This window comes from Candidatus Njordibacter sp. Uisw_056 (assembly GCF_047730085.1).
Classification (GTDB): Bacteria; Pseudomonadota; Gammaproteobacteria; order Pseudomonadales; family Balneatricaceae; genus Njordibacter.
This window is the reverse complement of record NZ_CP159830.1, coordinates 2,377,057-2,391,780: the sequence shown is the minus strand read 5'-3', so window position 1 is coordinate 2,391,780 and position 14,724 is coordinate 2,377,057. Positions and strand designations below refer to the sequence as shown.

Here is a 14,724-nt window from a genome sequence, read left to right as displayed (position 1 = left end):
GTGCCTAAAGCGTTTGGCTAAAGTGGCTGATCTGCATATCCAACAGATCTTGGTAATCGCTACTTAAGCGCGCCAAACTTACAGCCCCACTAGCAAGTGGGGTGCAGTTGTCTGCTTGTAACACTCTTTGTTGGAGCTCTGGGTGGTAAGCAACGTGGCGGCTTATTACCATATGGTCTTGCCGTTCTCGCCGAGACAATTCTGCCACCTCTACCGTGAGCTTGCTTAACTCTTCTAAGTCCCCAGTATGCACCACAATTTGAATATTTAAACTGGGCCTGCTGTTAGCTGCCCGCTGGGTGTTGAAGGACTTGTACAAACCAAAGAAAAACTGGGCTGCACACAAGGCATTTACACAGTGGGTCATGTGCTCATGGGGTTTATCAAAGGTGACGAGCACATCATTATTTTCTTCTATTTCAATCGTACCCCCATAAATAGCACACACTTGATCCACCAGTTGTTGATAAGACCTAAGTAGTAAGTGTTTTTCTGCGGCGGCCATGGGCCCCTGGTCTCTGGTATTAACATTAATGTATAACAAGCTCACCAATGGGTCATCAGATAACTGCGCAGGGATTGGCTCAATAGGATGCGTATCACTGTCTTGATACAGAGGGTGCGCACTGTACTGAGCGGGTTCTGCAGAATTTATAGACATAGGGCTAGGACGCAAGGGCGAAGAATTTTCGCCGTTACGTAAATCATCCATGGTAAATATAGGTAAATGATGTTCGCTAGGCACCATAGGTTCTGCTAGTTTCGGCGCAAATAAAGGGTCACCAAGTTCGCTTAATTGAGGATCCAAGGATAACTCACGGGCCAAATCGTGCAGCTCATGATTAAAAGGTTCTTGTTGGTTTGGCACTTCTAGTTCTGGTTGGTTGTCGTGTTGAGCATAATCAGCTGCAGCAACTAAACCCTTGCCAGCAGGCATTTCCAGCTCGTATTGATGGTCGGTTTGGGTGTGCAGTAGCCGTTCTTCGTTTATTGAGTTGAAACCCAAGTTAATGATCCCCCACTCATCGAGCCGAGTGTCATCCAGTGGCGGTGCTTTGCCGTATTCCAGTAATTGTTCTTGAGCTTCGTGCAAGTGGTGCAGTGGCTGTACCAATCTAGCACCGAACCACCAACCAAGAACAATGCAGGCTAATAAGGTAAGACCCACAGTAGGCCACAGCAAGAGGGCTAATTGATTCAGACTTGGATGTAAATCTAAATTAGAGTGGCGTAAGTGCAAGCTACCAATGTTTTCTTCATCTAATTTTATCGGTAAAACAAGGTAGTCGGCATCGTTAAGAAAGCCAGTTTTTGCAAGCATTCTGTCGTCTGCGTCGTATACAGCTGCACCTACAATAGCACCCTGTTGTCTAAGTTCGGCCAAGGTAACATTAAGGCTAATGTAATCTTTTTTTACTAGAAGAGGGGCGCTTAAGTTAGCCAGCTGTTGGCCCATTTTCTGACCTAGTAAAGCATTTTGCTGACCCGCAACTTGGCTTAAGTGTTGGTAGGTCATCAGCCCTAAAGAAGCTCCAGCAAGGACAAAAGTAGCGATGAGTAAACATACCGTCTTTTGAACTAAAGTAAGACGGGATTGCATTAAGTGTCTAAAGGAAAGGATTTTATTGGGCATTAGGCGTTAATCAGCACTGTATCAAAGAGGTAAAAACAACCCCATTCTAACCCACTAATGGTAAAATGCTAAGCCCACCTAAGGAGTTGTGTCTATGTTTCATCGTCTAACCTTATTTGATAGCAGCAATAAGCTTGATGTGGGGGCCATCGATAAGGCATTTTATGCCCTGCAAGCGCCCATAGAATGCTACCGCCACAGTTCTAGTGACCACTGTGCTGTGCATCAATGGCAATGGGCGAGTTCTGATGGCACTAAACTATTAGCAAATAATCCATCTGAATGTGTATTGACGCTCGAGGAGATGCTTACACAACTGCCTAAACAAAACCAACTCGATTATGTGATCCAGTCTTCTAAACTGCCCATAGAAAAAATTAAGTTAGCCGTGTTCGACATGGACTCCACCTTAATTCAGGCCGAAGTAATGGACGAATTGGCCTATGCTATGGGTATTGGCCCGCAAGTGGCACTCATTACTGCTAGGTCTATGGCTGGAGAATTAGATTTTGAGCAGAGCTTTCGCCAACGGTTGGCGCTGCTGACAGGCTTTGATACTGCCCAACTTTCGGCTATTAATGACGCTATTGAATTAATGCCTGGTGCCCAAAAGCTAATGGAAGGCCTCCAACAACAAGGGATATACTGTGCCATATTGTCTGGCGGGTTTAGCTATTTTGCAGATCTCTTAGCCCATAAATTGGGTATGCAAGATGCCTTCTCTAACCCTTTAGAAGAAGTTGATGGCAAACTCACTGGGAAAGTGAAGGGGGTGATACTAGATGCTGCCCGAAAAGTAGAGTTGATGGAACAGTTACGAAAAACCCTTGGGCTGTCGCTAAATCAATGCCTTGCTGTGGGTGATGGTGCTAATGATTTACCCATGCTTAATAAAGCGGGGTTAGGTGTTGCCTTCCATGGCAAACCCTTAGTCAGGCAGCAAGCCCCCCACCAGCTTAATAACGTTAATTTAGATGCGCTATTACACCTAGTTTAACGGGGTGAGTATAGCGTCTTACTGAGTTTTCCTGGTTCCTCACGCACCAGCTTAGGCACCAAATAGCCGGACATACAGGCCTGCATTTGTGCCACTATGGATTGGCTGCGGGCTAAGCTAACAAAAAAGTGAGTGGTGCCCGCTACATGGTCTGGTAAATGGAGGTAATAAGGCATTACACCTATTTCAAAGAGGCGTTCACTGAGGTGTTTTAGGCTTGTTAAATTGTCGTTCACTTGGGCTAGTAAAACACTTTGGTTAAGAAGTTTTACCTTGTGTTGGTGCAAACGGTCACAGGCTAGTGCTACGTCTGCGGCTAACTCATTGGCATGATTAGCGTGCACCACCATGACACAGGTTAGTCGAGAGCGTTCTAGCCTCTGACACAGTTCCAAGGTGATACGTTGAGGCAGCACAATGGGTAAACGGCTATGAATACGCAAGCGTTTTATATGCGCAATGCCTTCAATAGCCTCTATTAAGCTGAATAATTGAGGGTCTGTTAAGGCGAGTGGGTCGCCACCGCTAAGAATGATTTCTTCTATATCTGGATGCTGTTCAATATAACCAAGGCTTTGTTGCCACTGCGTACGTTCGAGCTTCTGCTCGTTATAGGGGTAGTGGCGACGGAAGCAATAACGGCAATTAATAGCGCAATGGCCTGCAGCAATTAATAAAGCGCGCCCTTTATATTTGTGTACTACTCCTGGCACAGGGTTAAAGTGTGCCTCTTGTAACGGATCATTATTGAACTCTAGGTGGTGTATTGCTTCTTGAGATTGGGGCAATACTTGCAATAGCAGTGGGTCTTTGGGGTCTTGTGGCTGCATTTTTTGTACAAACGCTTTTGGAACAAGAGTAGTAAATCCTTGGTCATCAGCTAATAGTGCTTTTTGTTGTGTGTTGCTAAAACCTAAGGCTGTGAGCAGCGCTTGGGGCGTCCGGTAGGCCTCACGCAGCTGAGTGCGCCAGTCTTCTGGCAAGCTTGTGGACTTAATCAAGCTTAAAGGTTCAACTTGCGCAGTGCTTTGCGGTATCATGAGTGACGAATTTCCCGATGTTTATTTCATTAGAGCGACAAAATGGCTAATTATAGCAGCAACGAATTTAAATCTGGCCTTAAAGTTATGTTAGAAGGTGATCCTTGTGCCATGGTTGATGTGGAATTTGTTAAACCAGGCAAAGGCCAAGCATTTACCCGTGTGCGCATGAAGAACTTGAAGTCTGGCCGCGTGTGGGACCGCACCTTTAAGTCAGGTGAATCTATCGAAGCCGCTGACGTGATGGATCGCAACATGGAGTACCTTTATACCGACGGTGAGTTTTGGCACTTTATGATGGCAGACGGAACGTTTGAGCAATATGGTGCAGATGTCCATGCCGTAGGAGATTGTGTTAAGTGGCTTAAGGAACAAGAGATCTATGTGGTGACTTTATGGAATGATGCCCCACTAGCGGTTGCTGCACCTAATTTTGTAGAGCTAGAAGTGACAGAAACTGATCCAGGCCTTAAAGGGGATACGGCTCAAGGGGGCAGTAAGCCTGCAACCTTGGCAACAGGCGCCACGGTGCGCGTGCCGTTATTTATTGAGGAAGGTGAAGTGTTAAAGATTGACACCCGCACTGGCGACTATGTAAGTCGCGCCTAAGCTTAGGACATACCATGCCATGGCAACCTAGTGCTGACATAGGGCAGCTTAAGCAGCGTGCCAAGGTTATTAGGCAAATACGGGCATTCTTTGAAGCCCGACATCTGCTAGAAGTTGATACGCCCGTAATGTCCCATTATGGGGTATCTGACCCGCATATCGATTCTATTCCAGTAGCCTTTACCCAAGACGGTGCTTCCAAACGTGCGGATATGGCGACTCACATGAACTTAATGTCCTCACCAGAATATGCCATGAAGCGTTTGTTAGCAGCAGGTAGTGGTGATATCTATCAAATTGCTAAAGCCTTTCGTAATGGCGAAGTAGGGCACAGGCACAACCCAGAATTTACCCTTTTAGAGTGGTATAGGGTCAATTTTGACCTAAAAGCGTTGATGCAAGAAGTGGCATGCCTTGTTGATAGCCTGCTCATAAATGAAACCCTAGAGTGGCACTTTTGGACCTACCGCCATGCGTTTGAAGAAGTGCTTTGTATTGATCCATTAACAGCAAGTAATGACGTGATTAGGTCTACTGCTTTAGCCCATGTAGATATTCAAATGGACCCCTCTGCGCCTCGCGACACTTGGTTAGACTTACTAATGAGTCATTGTATTGAGCCAAAACTTCCCAAGGCGTGCTTCATTTTTGATTATCCTGCCAGCCAGGCAGCGTTAGCACAAACAGGCATTGACGAGTTGGGTAATGCCGTGGCACGTCGTTTTGAAGTGTATATTCATGGCGTTGAACTAGCTAATGGCTACCAAGAGCTAACCGATGCAAAAGAACAAAAGAGGCGCTTCGACGTAGATAATACAATCAGAGCAACCATGGGTAAAACAACCATGGCTGGGGATATTAGGCTTATTAGTGCACTTAAGGCAGGCTTACCAGAGTGTTGTGGTGTGGCTTTAGGTATAGAGCGTTTACTAATGCTGGTATTAGGCGAAAAAGACATTGCAAAGGTGATGGCCTTTAACCACCACCTTGCCTAGTTGAACGCAATATTAATGAAGTTCAGCTAACATTTGCCCTAAACGTGTAGTGGTGCCTGCGCTAAGTTCCTTTGGCCATTTGCTTACGCCTTTTGGCAAACACATAACCACTGTGGAACCTAATTTAAAGCGGCCCATTTCTTCACCCTTTTTCAATAAAATAGGGTCTTGGTTAGTGTAGTTAAACTGGCTCACTGCCTTACCTTTCGGGCAGACCAAGCCAGCCCATACCGTTTCTACACTGGCCACAATCATAGCGCCTACAAGGACCATGGCTATAGGCCCAAACTCAGTATCAAATATGGCGACTACCCTTTCGTTACGCGCAAATAAACTGGGCACTTTCGCCGCCGTGGCTTGGTTCACAGAAAATAATTGACCGGGTACATGGACCATATGGGTAAGGGTGCCGTCACAGGGCATGTGTATACGATGGTAATCTTTGGGTGCTAAATAAATAGTTGCAAAGTCGCCATCTATAAAAGCACTGGCAAGCGCACTATTGCCACCTAACAAACTGGTAAGGCTAAACTCGTGGCCTTTGGCCTGAAATAGATGGTCGCCATCTATTTTGCCCAACTGGCTGATAGCGCCATCTACTGGGCAAGCTAAATGTTTTGGGTGATGATCTATGAGGCGTGCATCAGCTTTAAGGCTGCGGGTAAAAAAGTCATTAAAACTATTAAATTCACTTGCATGCTCCCGTTCAGCTTCATCCATATTTACTTTAAAGTGCTTTATAAAAGTGCGAATAAAAGGATCTTTAATCGCTGGAATGGAGCTATGGGCTAGCACGCCAACAAGTCGCGAGATCAAGTGTTGTGGTAACAGGTATTGCATCAATACAAATAAACGGTCGCCCATAGGAAATCCTTAATTGTGTGTGGTGAAGTCGTCTAAAGACGCTTTAATATGTTGAAAACTCGACATGCGCACAGGGTCTATATGACCCTCTTCTAAAGCCTTTAATAAAGCGCAGGCTGGCTCGTGTTCATGGCTGCAGTCGCTAAATTTGCAGTAGCCTAGATAAGGTCTAAATTCCACAAAACCCTCAAGTAGAGTTGCTGTGTCCATATGCCAGAGCCCAAACTCACGGATGCCTGGAGAGTCAATTAATTGGCCACCATTAGGGATGTGAAATAGCTTAGCCGTGGTGGTGGTGTGAACGCCTTTATTTGTTTGCTCAGACAGGGCGCTAGTTTTAATATCTACTCCTGGAAGCAGCACATTCACTAAGCTAGATTTGCCAACGCCAGACTGTCCTACAAACACACTCACTTTATTATTTAACTCAGCGTAAAGTGCTTCAAGCCCGGTTAAGGTTTGAGTGGAAGCGCGAATAATACGGTAACCTAAAGCTTGGTAGCGAGCTAACATGGGTTCAAGGTGGTCTTGTGCTTCTTCATCTAATAGATCAGTTTTATTGAGCAGCAGAATAGGTTCGATATCACTGGCCTCTGCGGCTACTAGGTAGCGGTCTATTAAATTGGCATGGGCGTATGGTTTGGGCGCAAAAGTGACAATGATTTGATCAATGTTGGCGGCTACTGGCTTAAGGTCACCATACTTGTTGGGGCGGTTGAGGATGCTATTACGGTCATCACGGGCCACAATGACACCACTTTGATCTGCTGCTTGGCGCCAGGACACTTGGTCACCCGTAACGAGGAAACCTAAGTTAGAGCGTATCTTGCACCGAAACACTTCGCCTTGGTGTTGGCCGTGTAACGCTTCTACGTCAATTAAAGAGCCATAATGTGCAATTATCAAACCCTGCTGCTCGGCAGATAGGTCCCCATGCTCTATGGCCTGCTCTATTGCGCCGTCCTGTTTATTGGCGCGCGCACGGCGCTCTTCTTGAACTTTATCAATTTGCCACTGCTGGTGGCGGGTGAGTTTACGTTTGGCCATTGAGAATTAATGTACTGGGTTGTCAGTAAAGGCTTTATTCTACCCCGAAGTGAGGCATAATTCAGTGTATCAATATCACCTAGAGCACTTTTCTTGTGAAACACACACAAAATCTAATTTGGTTAGACCTTGAGATGACTGGTCTCGACCCAGAACAAGACGTTATTATTGAGATTGCCACTATTGTGACTGACGCCCACTTAAATGTGCTGGCTGAAGGTCCCTCCATCGTCATACACCAAAGTGATGCTGTTTTGGAAGCTATGAATGCTTGGTGTATTAAACAGCATGGTCAATCAGGCCTAACACAGCGGGTACGAGACAGTAAGGTAAGCTGTGCGAAAGCGGAAGAGCAAACTATTGCCTTTGTTAAAACCCTAGTAGACGGCGGTCACTCGCCAATGTGTGGCAATACCATCGGGCAAGATAGGCGTTTTTTAGTGAAATACATGCCTCAGCTTGAAGCCTATTTTCATTACCGCAACGTGGATGTAAGCACGTTAAAAGAGTTGGCACGTCGCTGGCGTCCAGAACTGCTTGAAGGCCTCAAAAAAGGTGGCAGCCATCTAGCGCTAGATGACGTACGCGATTCAATTGCTGAAATGGCCTATTACCGAGACTATTTTTTGAACACAGACCCATGAAGGCTTAGTGTAGGCATAAGTTAGGGGCACACTAAAACTGCGTTATCCATAGACTAAGGTCGCCTGGTCTACAAATTGCTTGATCAGGGCGCCAGCCATAATTCCTGGTGGTGCCATTGACCCAGGTAATTGGTCGTAGCGGAACCAGTTTGCCTCAGCAATCTCAATACCGTCCACTTTAATATTTTGAGTAACTGCATCGGCAATAAAACCAAGCATTAGCTGCCCAGGGTACGGCCAGGACTGGCTACCAATATAACAAATATTATTTATTTCTACGCTCACCTCTTCGAACACTTCACGATGCAGAGCCTGCTCTGCACTCTCGCCAGCCTCAAGGAACCCAGCTAAAGCGCTAAATCGGTTAGGGGCCCAACTGGCATTACGCGCCAATAGGCATTGGTCTCCATGGGTCACCAGCACAATGACACAAGGAGAAATTCGTGGGTAATTATTGATCTTGCAATCACTACAGGTCATGGCGTGTTCTTTGCCAGTAGTGTGGTTAGGTTTACCACAACTGCCACAAAAGCGATGAGTATCTTGCCAGCCTAATAATTGCACAGCTCTGCAGGCCAAGGAAAAAACCTCTTCACCAGCCACGGCTAACAAGTCACGTAAAACCATTAAGCTAACCCCATCAATTACCGCCGCCTCTGGCTTTAGTTCCCAAACCTCACAGTCACGTGAAAGCCACTGGCCCAGGGTTATTTTTCGTTGGCAAAAAGGTTCCAATAAGTGGGCTCTGCCACTGTCAATAAAAGGGTTGTTGGTCATACTAGAACCTTCAGCCACTAAAACATCCCGCCCAATTACGGCAATAATCCATGTTGAGTTGGTATTAATAGCTAAGGAATTAGCATAAAAGCCGTTTAGGCTTGTAGGGATAGTCACAGGAGGGTTTACCTTTGGTGGAGGGTATAAAATCAGCGAAAACACCTGTTTAAGCCCCAAAATGTCAGGTTATACAGATTAATATATTTGCTGCAATAGCATGATTCTAACATGAATAAATGTGGCTTTGGGGCGCTCTAACAGCTTAGCAAATAACTGGATAAATTTAGAGAATTAACTTCATTTCAACCAAGCAAGGTGCGAACCCTACTTTTTCATAGGCTCGGATAGCTGATGAGTTTTGAGAATATACGTCTAGATAAAGAGCCTCGGCTCCATTATCACGGCTCCATTGCGTCAACAATCCCAAGATATGCCGATTAACGCCTTGGCCTCGTATGTGAGGTGATACGTACATAAAGCCGAGGTAAGCATGAATTGTATGGTTATGAGCTGGCTTAGACGTTCGGATTTTTGCATAGCCCACAGCAACAATGTTGGCGTCGTGCTCCAATACAACTAAGTGGACATTACGGCTATTAATCTGCTCTGTTATATCATAATAAAACGTCTTATCCGCTTTAATGGATGCGTCAAACGGACGTTCAGCGGCTACTAATAACTGCTCTATTTCTAGTAAGCGTGGCAAATCATCTAACACCGCTTCTCGGTAGATCACAGTTGAGTTTCCTTTTATTTTCTGGGGCTAAAAACGTGATGCAATAGTGCCTCAGGCAAGCCGTAAATTAGTACCAGTTTAATCTTTTGCCAACCTAATGCCGTGCGTAGCTGACGGGTTCAATGCCGGCCGCCACTGCTAGCGTGTTGTTGTAGCCGCAGCGCTGTAACACCATAGTATTAGTGCGTCTAGTCTGGGCCATTGGTAAGTTTGAGAGTGGTCTTATGTTAACCGCGAATCATCTTTAAGTCTTTGCCCCCATAATAAAAATAAATGTAATAAAGGCAGCCAAGTGCAAAGTTACTCTAAAATTTAAGACAGATGCTTTAACTTATGCCCTAAATGATAGGCCAGAGGTAGTGGCGTTATTGGGATATGTTGGGCTTGTCGTTGTGTTAATTGCCCCATTGCCCAGTCGATATGTTCGCTCACCATGGGAGTAGCTTTAGCGCGTTGGGATTGCAGTGCGTTTAACGTGGTTTTTGTAGCTGGGCCATTACCTAAGCCAATGGCTAAATTTCGTTGCCAGCCTTCAAAACCAGCTCGCCTAATAGGAGACCCTTCGGTGCGCTTAAGAAATTCTTCTTCAGTCCACATAAATAGCTCTGTTAATTTTGCTTGGTCTAAACCGTGGCGAGGTTTAAAGTCATCTTCCTTTGTAGCGCCAGGAGCACGGTTCCACGGGCAGGCTAGCTGGCAGTCGTCACAGCCAAATACTTTATTACCCATTAGTGGCCGTAATTCAGGTGCAATGCTACCCTTGTGTTCGATCGTTAAGTAGGCAATACAGCGGTTTGCATCCAGTACGTAAGGCTGTGGAAATGCTGATGTTGGGCAAACGGTAATGCAAGATTCGCAGCGACTGCAGTGGTCTTTTTGGTAAGGTTCATCTATGGGTAGTGGTAGATCAACAAAGATTTCACCAAGCACAAACCACGAGCCTTGTTTGCGGTTAATAATTAGAGTGTGTTTTCCTTGCCAGCCTAAGCCTGCTTTTTGGGCTAGGGGTTTTTCCAGCACGGGGGCGCTATCAACAAATACCCGGTGACCGAAGGGACCAATTAATGCTGCAATGGCTTTACTAAGTTGTGCTAGGCGTTTTCGTACTAATTTGTGGTAATCCCTGCCTAGGGCATAACGGGCAATGTATGCCTGCTCACCATCTTCTAAGGTACTTAAGGTGGTTAATTTGGGGTCTAAATAATCCATACGCAAACATATAATACGTTGGGTGCCCGGCACTAGCTCTTGTGCACGATAGCGTTTGCTGCCGTGTTTGCTCATGTAGTTCATGTCGGCTTGATAACCAAGAGCTAGCCATTGCTCTAATTGCTCGCCTGCAACTTCGTTGTCAGTGTCAGTAATACCGCAATCAGCAAAACCAAACTGGCTGGCAAGTTGTTTGATACTCATGGCTAGGTCTGCAAGTTGTTGCACCGTTAGCGACATGGGTTTGGTGGGTAAAGAAGCGTTTAATGTTGGCATAGCCCTTATTCTAACCTAGTCGAATAACACGAATCTCTAAAAATGAAATAAAACCAATAAAATACCTACTAGATAGGCGGTTTTTATTCTACTTTTAAGCTATATTGCACTTTGTCATTTTATCCATTGAGTCGGGTTATTGAGTCCATGTTCCTAGAGTACCAACTACAAGCCCACGGTGAAGATGCAATGGTGGCTCTAGGCAGGAAGTTTGGACAGGCTCTAGGTGCTGTTGGGGAAGGTGCAACAATATTTTTAAAGGGTGATTTGGGTATGGGAAAAACCACCTTTACGCGCGGAGTTATGAGCTATTTTGGACACCTAGGGGCAACTAAAAGCCCGACCTACACCCTAGTGGAACCCTATCAATTTGCACAACAAAAGCTAAACCACTTTGATTTATATCGCTTGGGAAACCCAGAAGAATTGGACTATCTAGGTATTCGGGATTACTTTGATGGGAAGGCTATTAATGTGATCGAATGGCCAGAGAAAGGCTTGGGTTATCTACCCCACGCTGATGTGGTTGTTACAATTCATACCTTGGAGCGCGGTCGTACACTCACCTTTTTGGCCAAAACTAGTAGGGCTGAGGCTATTTTGCAAGGTATGCAACAATGAGACTGTTGCTGCTGCTTTCCTTGGTCTGTTTGTCATCGTTTACTTATGCTGCAAAAATAGAAAATATACGTATCTGGCCAGCACCAGATAATACCCGATTAGTACTGGATACCTCTGCAGCTGTAACTTTTGACGAAATCACCTTAACCAACCCACACCGTCTTGTCATTGATATTGATCGCAGCTTTTTGTCTACCTCTTTGGCTAAGTTAGACTTTACTAACAGCCCTATACGTAGCATTCGCTCTAGCCAGCGCAGTGATAATAAATTGCGATTAGTGTTGGATTTAGCTTACAAAACCAGCCACAAAATTTTCACACTGCCGCCTAATGCAAGTTATGGTGATCGTTTAGTTGTGGATTTGTCTAACTATAAACAAACGCCACCAACACCAATAAAAGGTGCAGTAATAAAACCGTCTCAACCTCAAACCACGACCCTAAGTAGCCTGGCGCTGTTGGACAGCCAAAGGGATGTTTTGATTGCTATTGATGCGGGTCATGGTGGAGAAGACCCCGGTGCTTTGGGTCCCAGATTTGGTGGTAAAAGATTACGAGAAAAGCATGTGGTTTTAGGCATTGCTAAAGAACTACAATTGTTGATCAAAAATGAGCCAGGCTTTGAACCTCTGCTGACACGCAGTGGTGATTACTATATAAGCTTAAGGGGACGAACTAAAAAAGCTCGTAAAGCCAATGCAGACTTATTTATTTCTATACACGCAGATGCCTTTAAAAACAGTAAAGCTAGGGGTGCGTCTGTATGGATATTGTCTTCTCGTGGTGCGTCTAGCGAAATGGGACGATTACTAGCGCAAAAACAAAACGACGCTGACTTAATTGGTGGTATTGGCGGTATCAGCTTAGAAGATAAAGAAGACGATGTGGCGATGACCTTGCTGGATATGTCTATGAACTATAGTCAAACAACTGGTCAGCGTGTGGCTCAAGAGGTTCTTAGAAATATAGGAAAAATTGCTAAGCTTCATAAAGGACACGTTGAAAGGGCAGGTTTTGTGGTGCTAAAGTCACCCGACGTGCCGTCTATCCTGGTAGAAACTGGGTTTATTTCTAACCCCGGTGAGGCAGCAAAATTACGCACTAAGCAATATCAAAAAAAAATGGCTAACGCTATTTTTAAAGGTTTAAAAAGTTATTTTTATAGCTACCCTGTAGCTAATACGTACATCGCCTCTGTTGTAGAAGCTAAACGTAAACTTCGTTCCTACAAAGTAGTGTCTGGAGATACGTTATCGGGCATTGCCCAGCGGTTTAGTACCAGTGTAAAGCGCTTACAGACGGCTAACAAAATGACGAGTAAATCTGTATTATTAGTTGGTAAAACACTTATTATTCCAGCAAGTTAAATGACTTGTCTATTATTGATTGTGAGCCTTTAATGACTTCAAAAATCCATCAACTCACGCCACGCTTGGCTAACCAAATTGCAGCGGGCGAAGTGGTAGAACGCCCGGCATCGGTGATCAAAGAATTGCTGGAGAACTGCCTTGATGCTCAAGCCACCAAAGTTGAAGTGGACGTAGAACAAGGTGGTGTAAAGCTAATGCGTGTGCGTGACAATGGCACTGGCATTGGTGAGCAAGACTTGGCATTAGCGTTAAGCCGCCATGCCACCAGTAAAATTGCCAGCTTAGAAGATCTAGAATCGGTCCAAAGCTTGGGTTTTCGTGGAGAGGCCCTGGCGAGTGTGAGCTCTGTATCACGTTTAACGCTCACATCAAATACACAGGGCCAGGAGAGCGCCTGGCAAGTTATAACCCAAGGCCGCGATATGGAAGCTCAATTACAACCTGCTGCCCACCCGATTGGCACCAGCGTTGAAGTGAGAGATTTGTTTTTTAATACACCTGCTAGGCGTAAGTTTTTACGCACCGAAAAGACAGAATTTGGCCACTTAGAAGAAGTAATAAAGCGGCTAGCGTTAAGCCGATTTGATGTGGCTTTTAGCCTCAAGCATAACCAGAAAGTGATTCACAATCTGCGCCCAGCAGATACTCAAACCGCTCAAGAAAAGCGTGTGGCTAGTGTATGTGGCCCAGCTTTTATGCAACAAGCCCTGCATATAGAAATGGAGGCGCCAGGTTTAAGGTTGTGGGGATGGGTTGGCCTGCCGACATTTTCTCGTAGTCAAATGGATCTGCAATATTTTTTTGTTAATGGCCGCGTGGTGAAAGATAAGTTGGTAGGCCATGCTGTGCGCCAAGCTTATCGCGATGTTTTGTACCACGGACGCCATCCAGCTTTTGTGTTGTATTTAGAGTTAGATCCTTCAAATGTGGATGTAAACGTGCACCCCACTAAAAACGAAGTGCGGTTTCGCGACGGTCGACTAGTGCATGATTTTATCTTTCGCAGCTTACACAAAACCTTGGCTCAAGTGCGCCCAGAAACACCTACAGGTGGGGGTATTGAGCAGCTTGGTGTAATGCAGGATCAGTTTCAGGTGCAGCCTCAAGGGCTTGAGGCAGGTGTTTTTTCAGGCCAGACACAGGTGGACTTAGGTCAGGTTGCAGGTAATCCTACTTCATCAAGCACGCAGCAAATGCCTTGGCTTGGCGGGTCCTTAGGCCAGTCCTCACCTTTTCAAATGCAAGAACAAGCCAAAGTGTATGGCCACTTACACGGTGATTCAGCGCCATTAATGGGTTCCACATTAGAGGCTGGTCAGGTCCCACCGCTGGGTTACGCAGTGGCACAACTTCATGGCATTTATATTATCTCTGAAAATGCTAAAGGCCTAGTGCTTGTAGATATGCATGCAGCCCATGAGCGCATTGTGTACGAAAAAATGAAAACATCATGGGCAGAACAGGGCATTAAGGCCCAACCTTTGTTGGTGCCTATCGCTATGGCGGTGAGTTCCCGTGAAGCAGATCAAGTTGAGGTAGAGAAAGAGTTGTTTAATGAGTTAGGCTTCGTGATTGATAGGTCTGGTACAGAAAGTTTGGTGGTAAGACAAGTGCCTAGTTTGTTGCAACACGCCAACGTTGAGCAATTAGTTCGCGATGTATTGGCAGATGTAGTTACCTATGGCAGCAGTGATCGCATTAGAGCGGCCCATAACGAGTTGCTAGGCACCATGGCTTGCCACGGTGCGGTGCGAGCTAACCGACGGTTAAACCATGTGGAAATGAACGCACTATTGCGAGATATGGAAATTACTGAGCGTAGTGGACAGTGTAATCATGGGCGTCCAACATGGACTCAGCTGAGTTTATCTGAGCTAGATAAGCTATTTATGCGAGGGCAATAGTA

The 14,724-nt window shown here is 45.5% G+C and carries 14 protein-coding genes; 7 read left to right on the top strand and 7 right to left on the bottom strand.

Features of this window, described 5'->3' with window-relative positions:
- Positions 1 to 4 precede the first annotated feature (4 nt).
- Positions 5 to 1,600, bottom strand: coding sequence for a hypothetical protein (locus ABXT60_RS11460; protein WP_443630273.1), 1,596 nt, complete (start codon positions 1,598 to 1,600; stop codon positions 5 to 7).
- 127 nt (positions 1,601 to 1,727) lie between these two features.
- Here ABXT60_RS11460 and serB point away from each other — a divergent pair, with 127 nt between their 5' ends.
- Positions 1,728 to 2,630, top strand: coding sequence for a phosphoserine phosphatase SerB (gene serB, locus ABXT60_RS11455; RefSeq protein ID WP_443630272.1), 903 nt, complete (start codon positions 1,728 to 1,730; stop codon positions 2,628 to 2,630).
- On the opposite strand, the gene epmB is transcribed toward serB, so the two are convergent.
- Positions 2,627 to 3,670, bottom strand: a complete 1,044-nt coding sequence (gene epmB / locus ABXT60_RS11450; RefSeq protein ID WP_443630271.1) for an EF-P beta-lysylation protein EpmB — start codon at positions 3,668 to 3,670, stop codon at positions 2,627 to 2,629. The two genes, serB and epmB, sit on opposite strands and share 4 nt — an antisense overlap.
- A 42-nt stretch (positions 3,671 to 3,712) precedes the next feature.
- Here epmB and efp point away from each other — a divergent pair, with 42 nt between their 5' ends.
- The gene (gene efp / locus ABXT60_RS11445; protein WP_046486158.1) at positions 3,713 to 4,279 is read left to right on the top strand and encodes an elongation factor P; all 567 of its coding nucleotides are present in this window, start codon (positions 3,713 to 3,715) and stop codon (positions 4,277 to 4,279) included.
- A 14-nt stretch (positions 4,280 to 4,293) separates the two neighbouring features.
- The gene (gene epmA, locus ABXT60_RS11440; protein WP_443630270.1) at positions 4,294 to 5,274 is read left to right on the top strand and encodes an EF-P lysine aminoacylase EpmA; all 981 of its coding nucleotides are present in this window, start codon (positions 4,294 to 4,296) and stop codon (positions 5,272 to 5,274) included.
- 12 nt (positions 5,275 to 5,286) lie between these two features.
- Here the strand turns inward: epmA and asd are convergent, their stop codons facing one another.
- Positions 5,287 to 6,138 (bottom strand): archaetidylserine decarboxylase, encoded by an 852-nt coding sequence (gene asd, locus ABXT60_RS11435; protein WP_443630269.1) that lies wholly within the window; start codon positions 6,136 to 6,138, stop codon positions 5,287 to 5,289.
- 9 nt (positions 6,139 to 6,147) lie between these two features.
- Positions 6,148 to 7,185, bottom strand: a complete 1,038-nt coding sequence (gene rsgA / locus ABXT60_RS11430; protein ID WP_443630268.1) for a small ribosomal subunit biogenesis GTPase RsgA — start codon at positions 7,183 to 7,185, stop codon at positions 6,148 to 6,150.
- Positions 7,186 to 7,280: 95 nt separating this feature from the next.
- Between rsgA and orn the strand changes: the two genes are divergently transcribed.
- Positions 7,281 to 7,829, top strand: coding sequence for an oligoribonuclease (gene orn, locus ABXT60_RS11425; protein ID WP_443630267.1), 549 nt, complete (start codon positions 7,281 to 7,283; stop codon positions 7,827 to 7,829).
- A 42-nt stretch (positions 7,830 to 7,871) separates the two neighbouring features.
- Here the strand turns inward: orn and nudC are convergent, their stop codons facing one another.
- The 3 genes from nudC to queG all read right to left on the bottom strand — a co-directional run bounded on the left by nudC (position 7,872) and on the right by queG (position 10,827).
- The gene (nudC, locus tag ABXT60_RS11420; protein ID WP_443630266.1) at positions 7,872 to 8,723 is read right to left on the bottom strand and encodes an NAD(+) diphosphatase; all 852 of its coding nucleotides are present in this window, start codon (positions 8,721 to 8,723) and stop codon (positions 7,872 to 7,874) included.
- Between the two features lie 166 nt (positions 8,724 to 8,889).
- A complete protein-coding gene (locus tag ABXT60_RS11415; protein ID WP_443630265.1) occupies positions 8,890 to 9,342 on the bottom strand; it encodes a GNAT family N-acetyltransferase in 453 nt (150 codons plus the stop codon).
- A 312-nt stretch (positions 9,343 to 9,654) separates the two neighbouring features.
- Positions 9,655 to 10,827 (bottom strand): tRNA epoxyqueuosine(34) reductase QueG, encoded by a 1,173-nt coding sequence (gene queG, locus ABXT60_RS11410; protein WP_443630264.1) that lies wholly within the window; start codon positions 10,825 to 10,827, stop codon positions 9,655 to 9,657.
- A gap of 147 nt (positions 10,828 to 10,974) precedes the next feature.
- On the opposite strand from queG, the gene tsaE reads away from it, so the two are divergent.
- The 3 genes from tsaE to mutL are packed head-to-tail and all read left to right on the top strand — an operon-like array spanning position 10,975 to position 14,722.
- Positions 10,975 to 11,448 carry a tRNA (adenosine(37)-N6)-threonylcarbamoyltransferase complex ATPase subunit type 1 TsaE gene (gene tsaE, locus ABXT60_RS11405; protein ID WP_443630263.1) on the top strand — a complete coding sequence of 158 codons (474 nt, stop codon included), beginning with the start codon at positions 10,975 to 10,977 and terminating at the stop codon, positions 11,446 to 11,448.
- Positions 11,445 to 12,815 (top strand): N-acetylmuramoyl-L-alanine amidase, encoded by a 1,371-nt coding sequence (locus ABXT60_RS11400; RefSeq protein WP_443630262.1) that lies wholly within the window; start codon positions 11,445 to 11,447, stop codon positions 12,813 to 12,815. Before tsaE ends, ABXT60_RS11400 begins: the two co-directional genes overlap by 4 nt.
- 32 nt (positions 12,816 to 12,847) lie before the next feature.
- Entirely contained in the window at positions 12,848 to 14,722 is a 1,875-nt protein-coding gene (gene mutL, locus ABXT60_RS11395; RefSeq protein ID WP_443630261.1) for a DNA mismatch repair endonuclease MutL, read from the top strand.
- Positions 14,723 to 14,724 lie beyond the last annotated feature (2 nt).

Coding starts and splice junctions, on each gene's coding strand:
- ABXT60_RS11460 (WP_443630273.1), bottom strand. CDS start 1,600: ATGCAATCCCGTCTTACTTTAGTTCAAAAGACGGTATGTTTACTCATC.
- serB (WP_443630272.1), top strand. CDS start 1,728: ATGTTTCATCGTCTAACCTTATTTGATAGCAGCAATAAGCTTGATGTG.
- epmB (WP_443630271.1), bottom strand. CDS start 3,670: ATGATACCGCAAAGCACTGCGCAAGTTGAACCTTTAAGCTTGATTAAG.
- efp (WP_046486158.1), top strand. CDS start 3,713: ATGGCTAATTATAGCAGCAACGAATTTAAATCTGGCCTTAAAGTTATG.
- epmA (WP_443630270.1), top strand. CDS start 4,294: ATGCCATGGCAACCTAGTGCTGACATAGGGCAGCTTAAGCAGCGTGCC.
- asd (WP_443630269.1), bottom strand. CDS start 6,138: ATGGGCGACCGTTTATTTGTATTGATGCAATACCTGTTACCACAACAC.
- rsgA (WP_443630268.1), bottom strand. CDS start 7,185: ATGGCCAAACGTAAACTCACCCGCCACCAGCAGTGGCAAATTGATAAA.
- queG (WP_443630264.1), bottom strand. CDS start 10,827: ATGCCAACATTAAACGCTTCTTTACCCACCAAACCCATGTCGCTAACG.
- tsaE (WP_443630263.1), top strand. CDS start 10,975: ATGTTCCTAGAGTACCAACTACAAGCCCACGGTGAAGATGCAATGGTG.
- ABXT60_RS11400 (WP_443630262.1), top strand. CDS start 11,445: ATGAGACTGTTGCTGCTGCTTTCCTTGGTCTGTTTGTCATCGTTTACT.
- mutL (WP_443630261.1), top strand. CDS start 12,848: ATGACTTCAAAAATCCATCAACTCACGCCACGCTTGGCTAACCAAATT.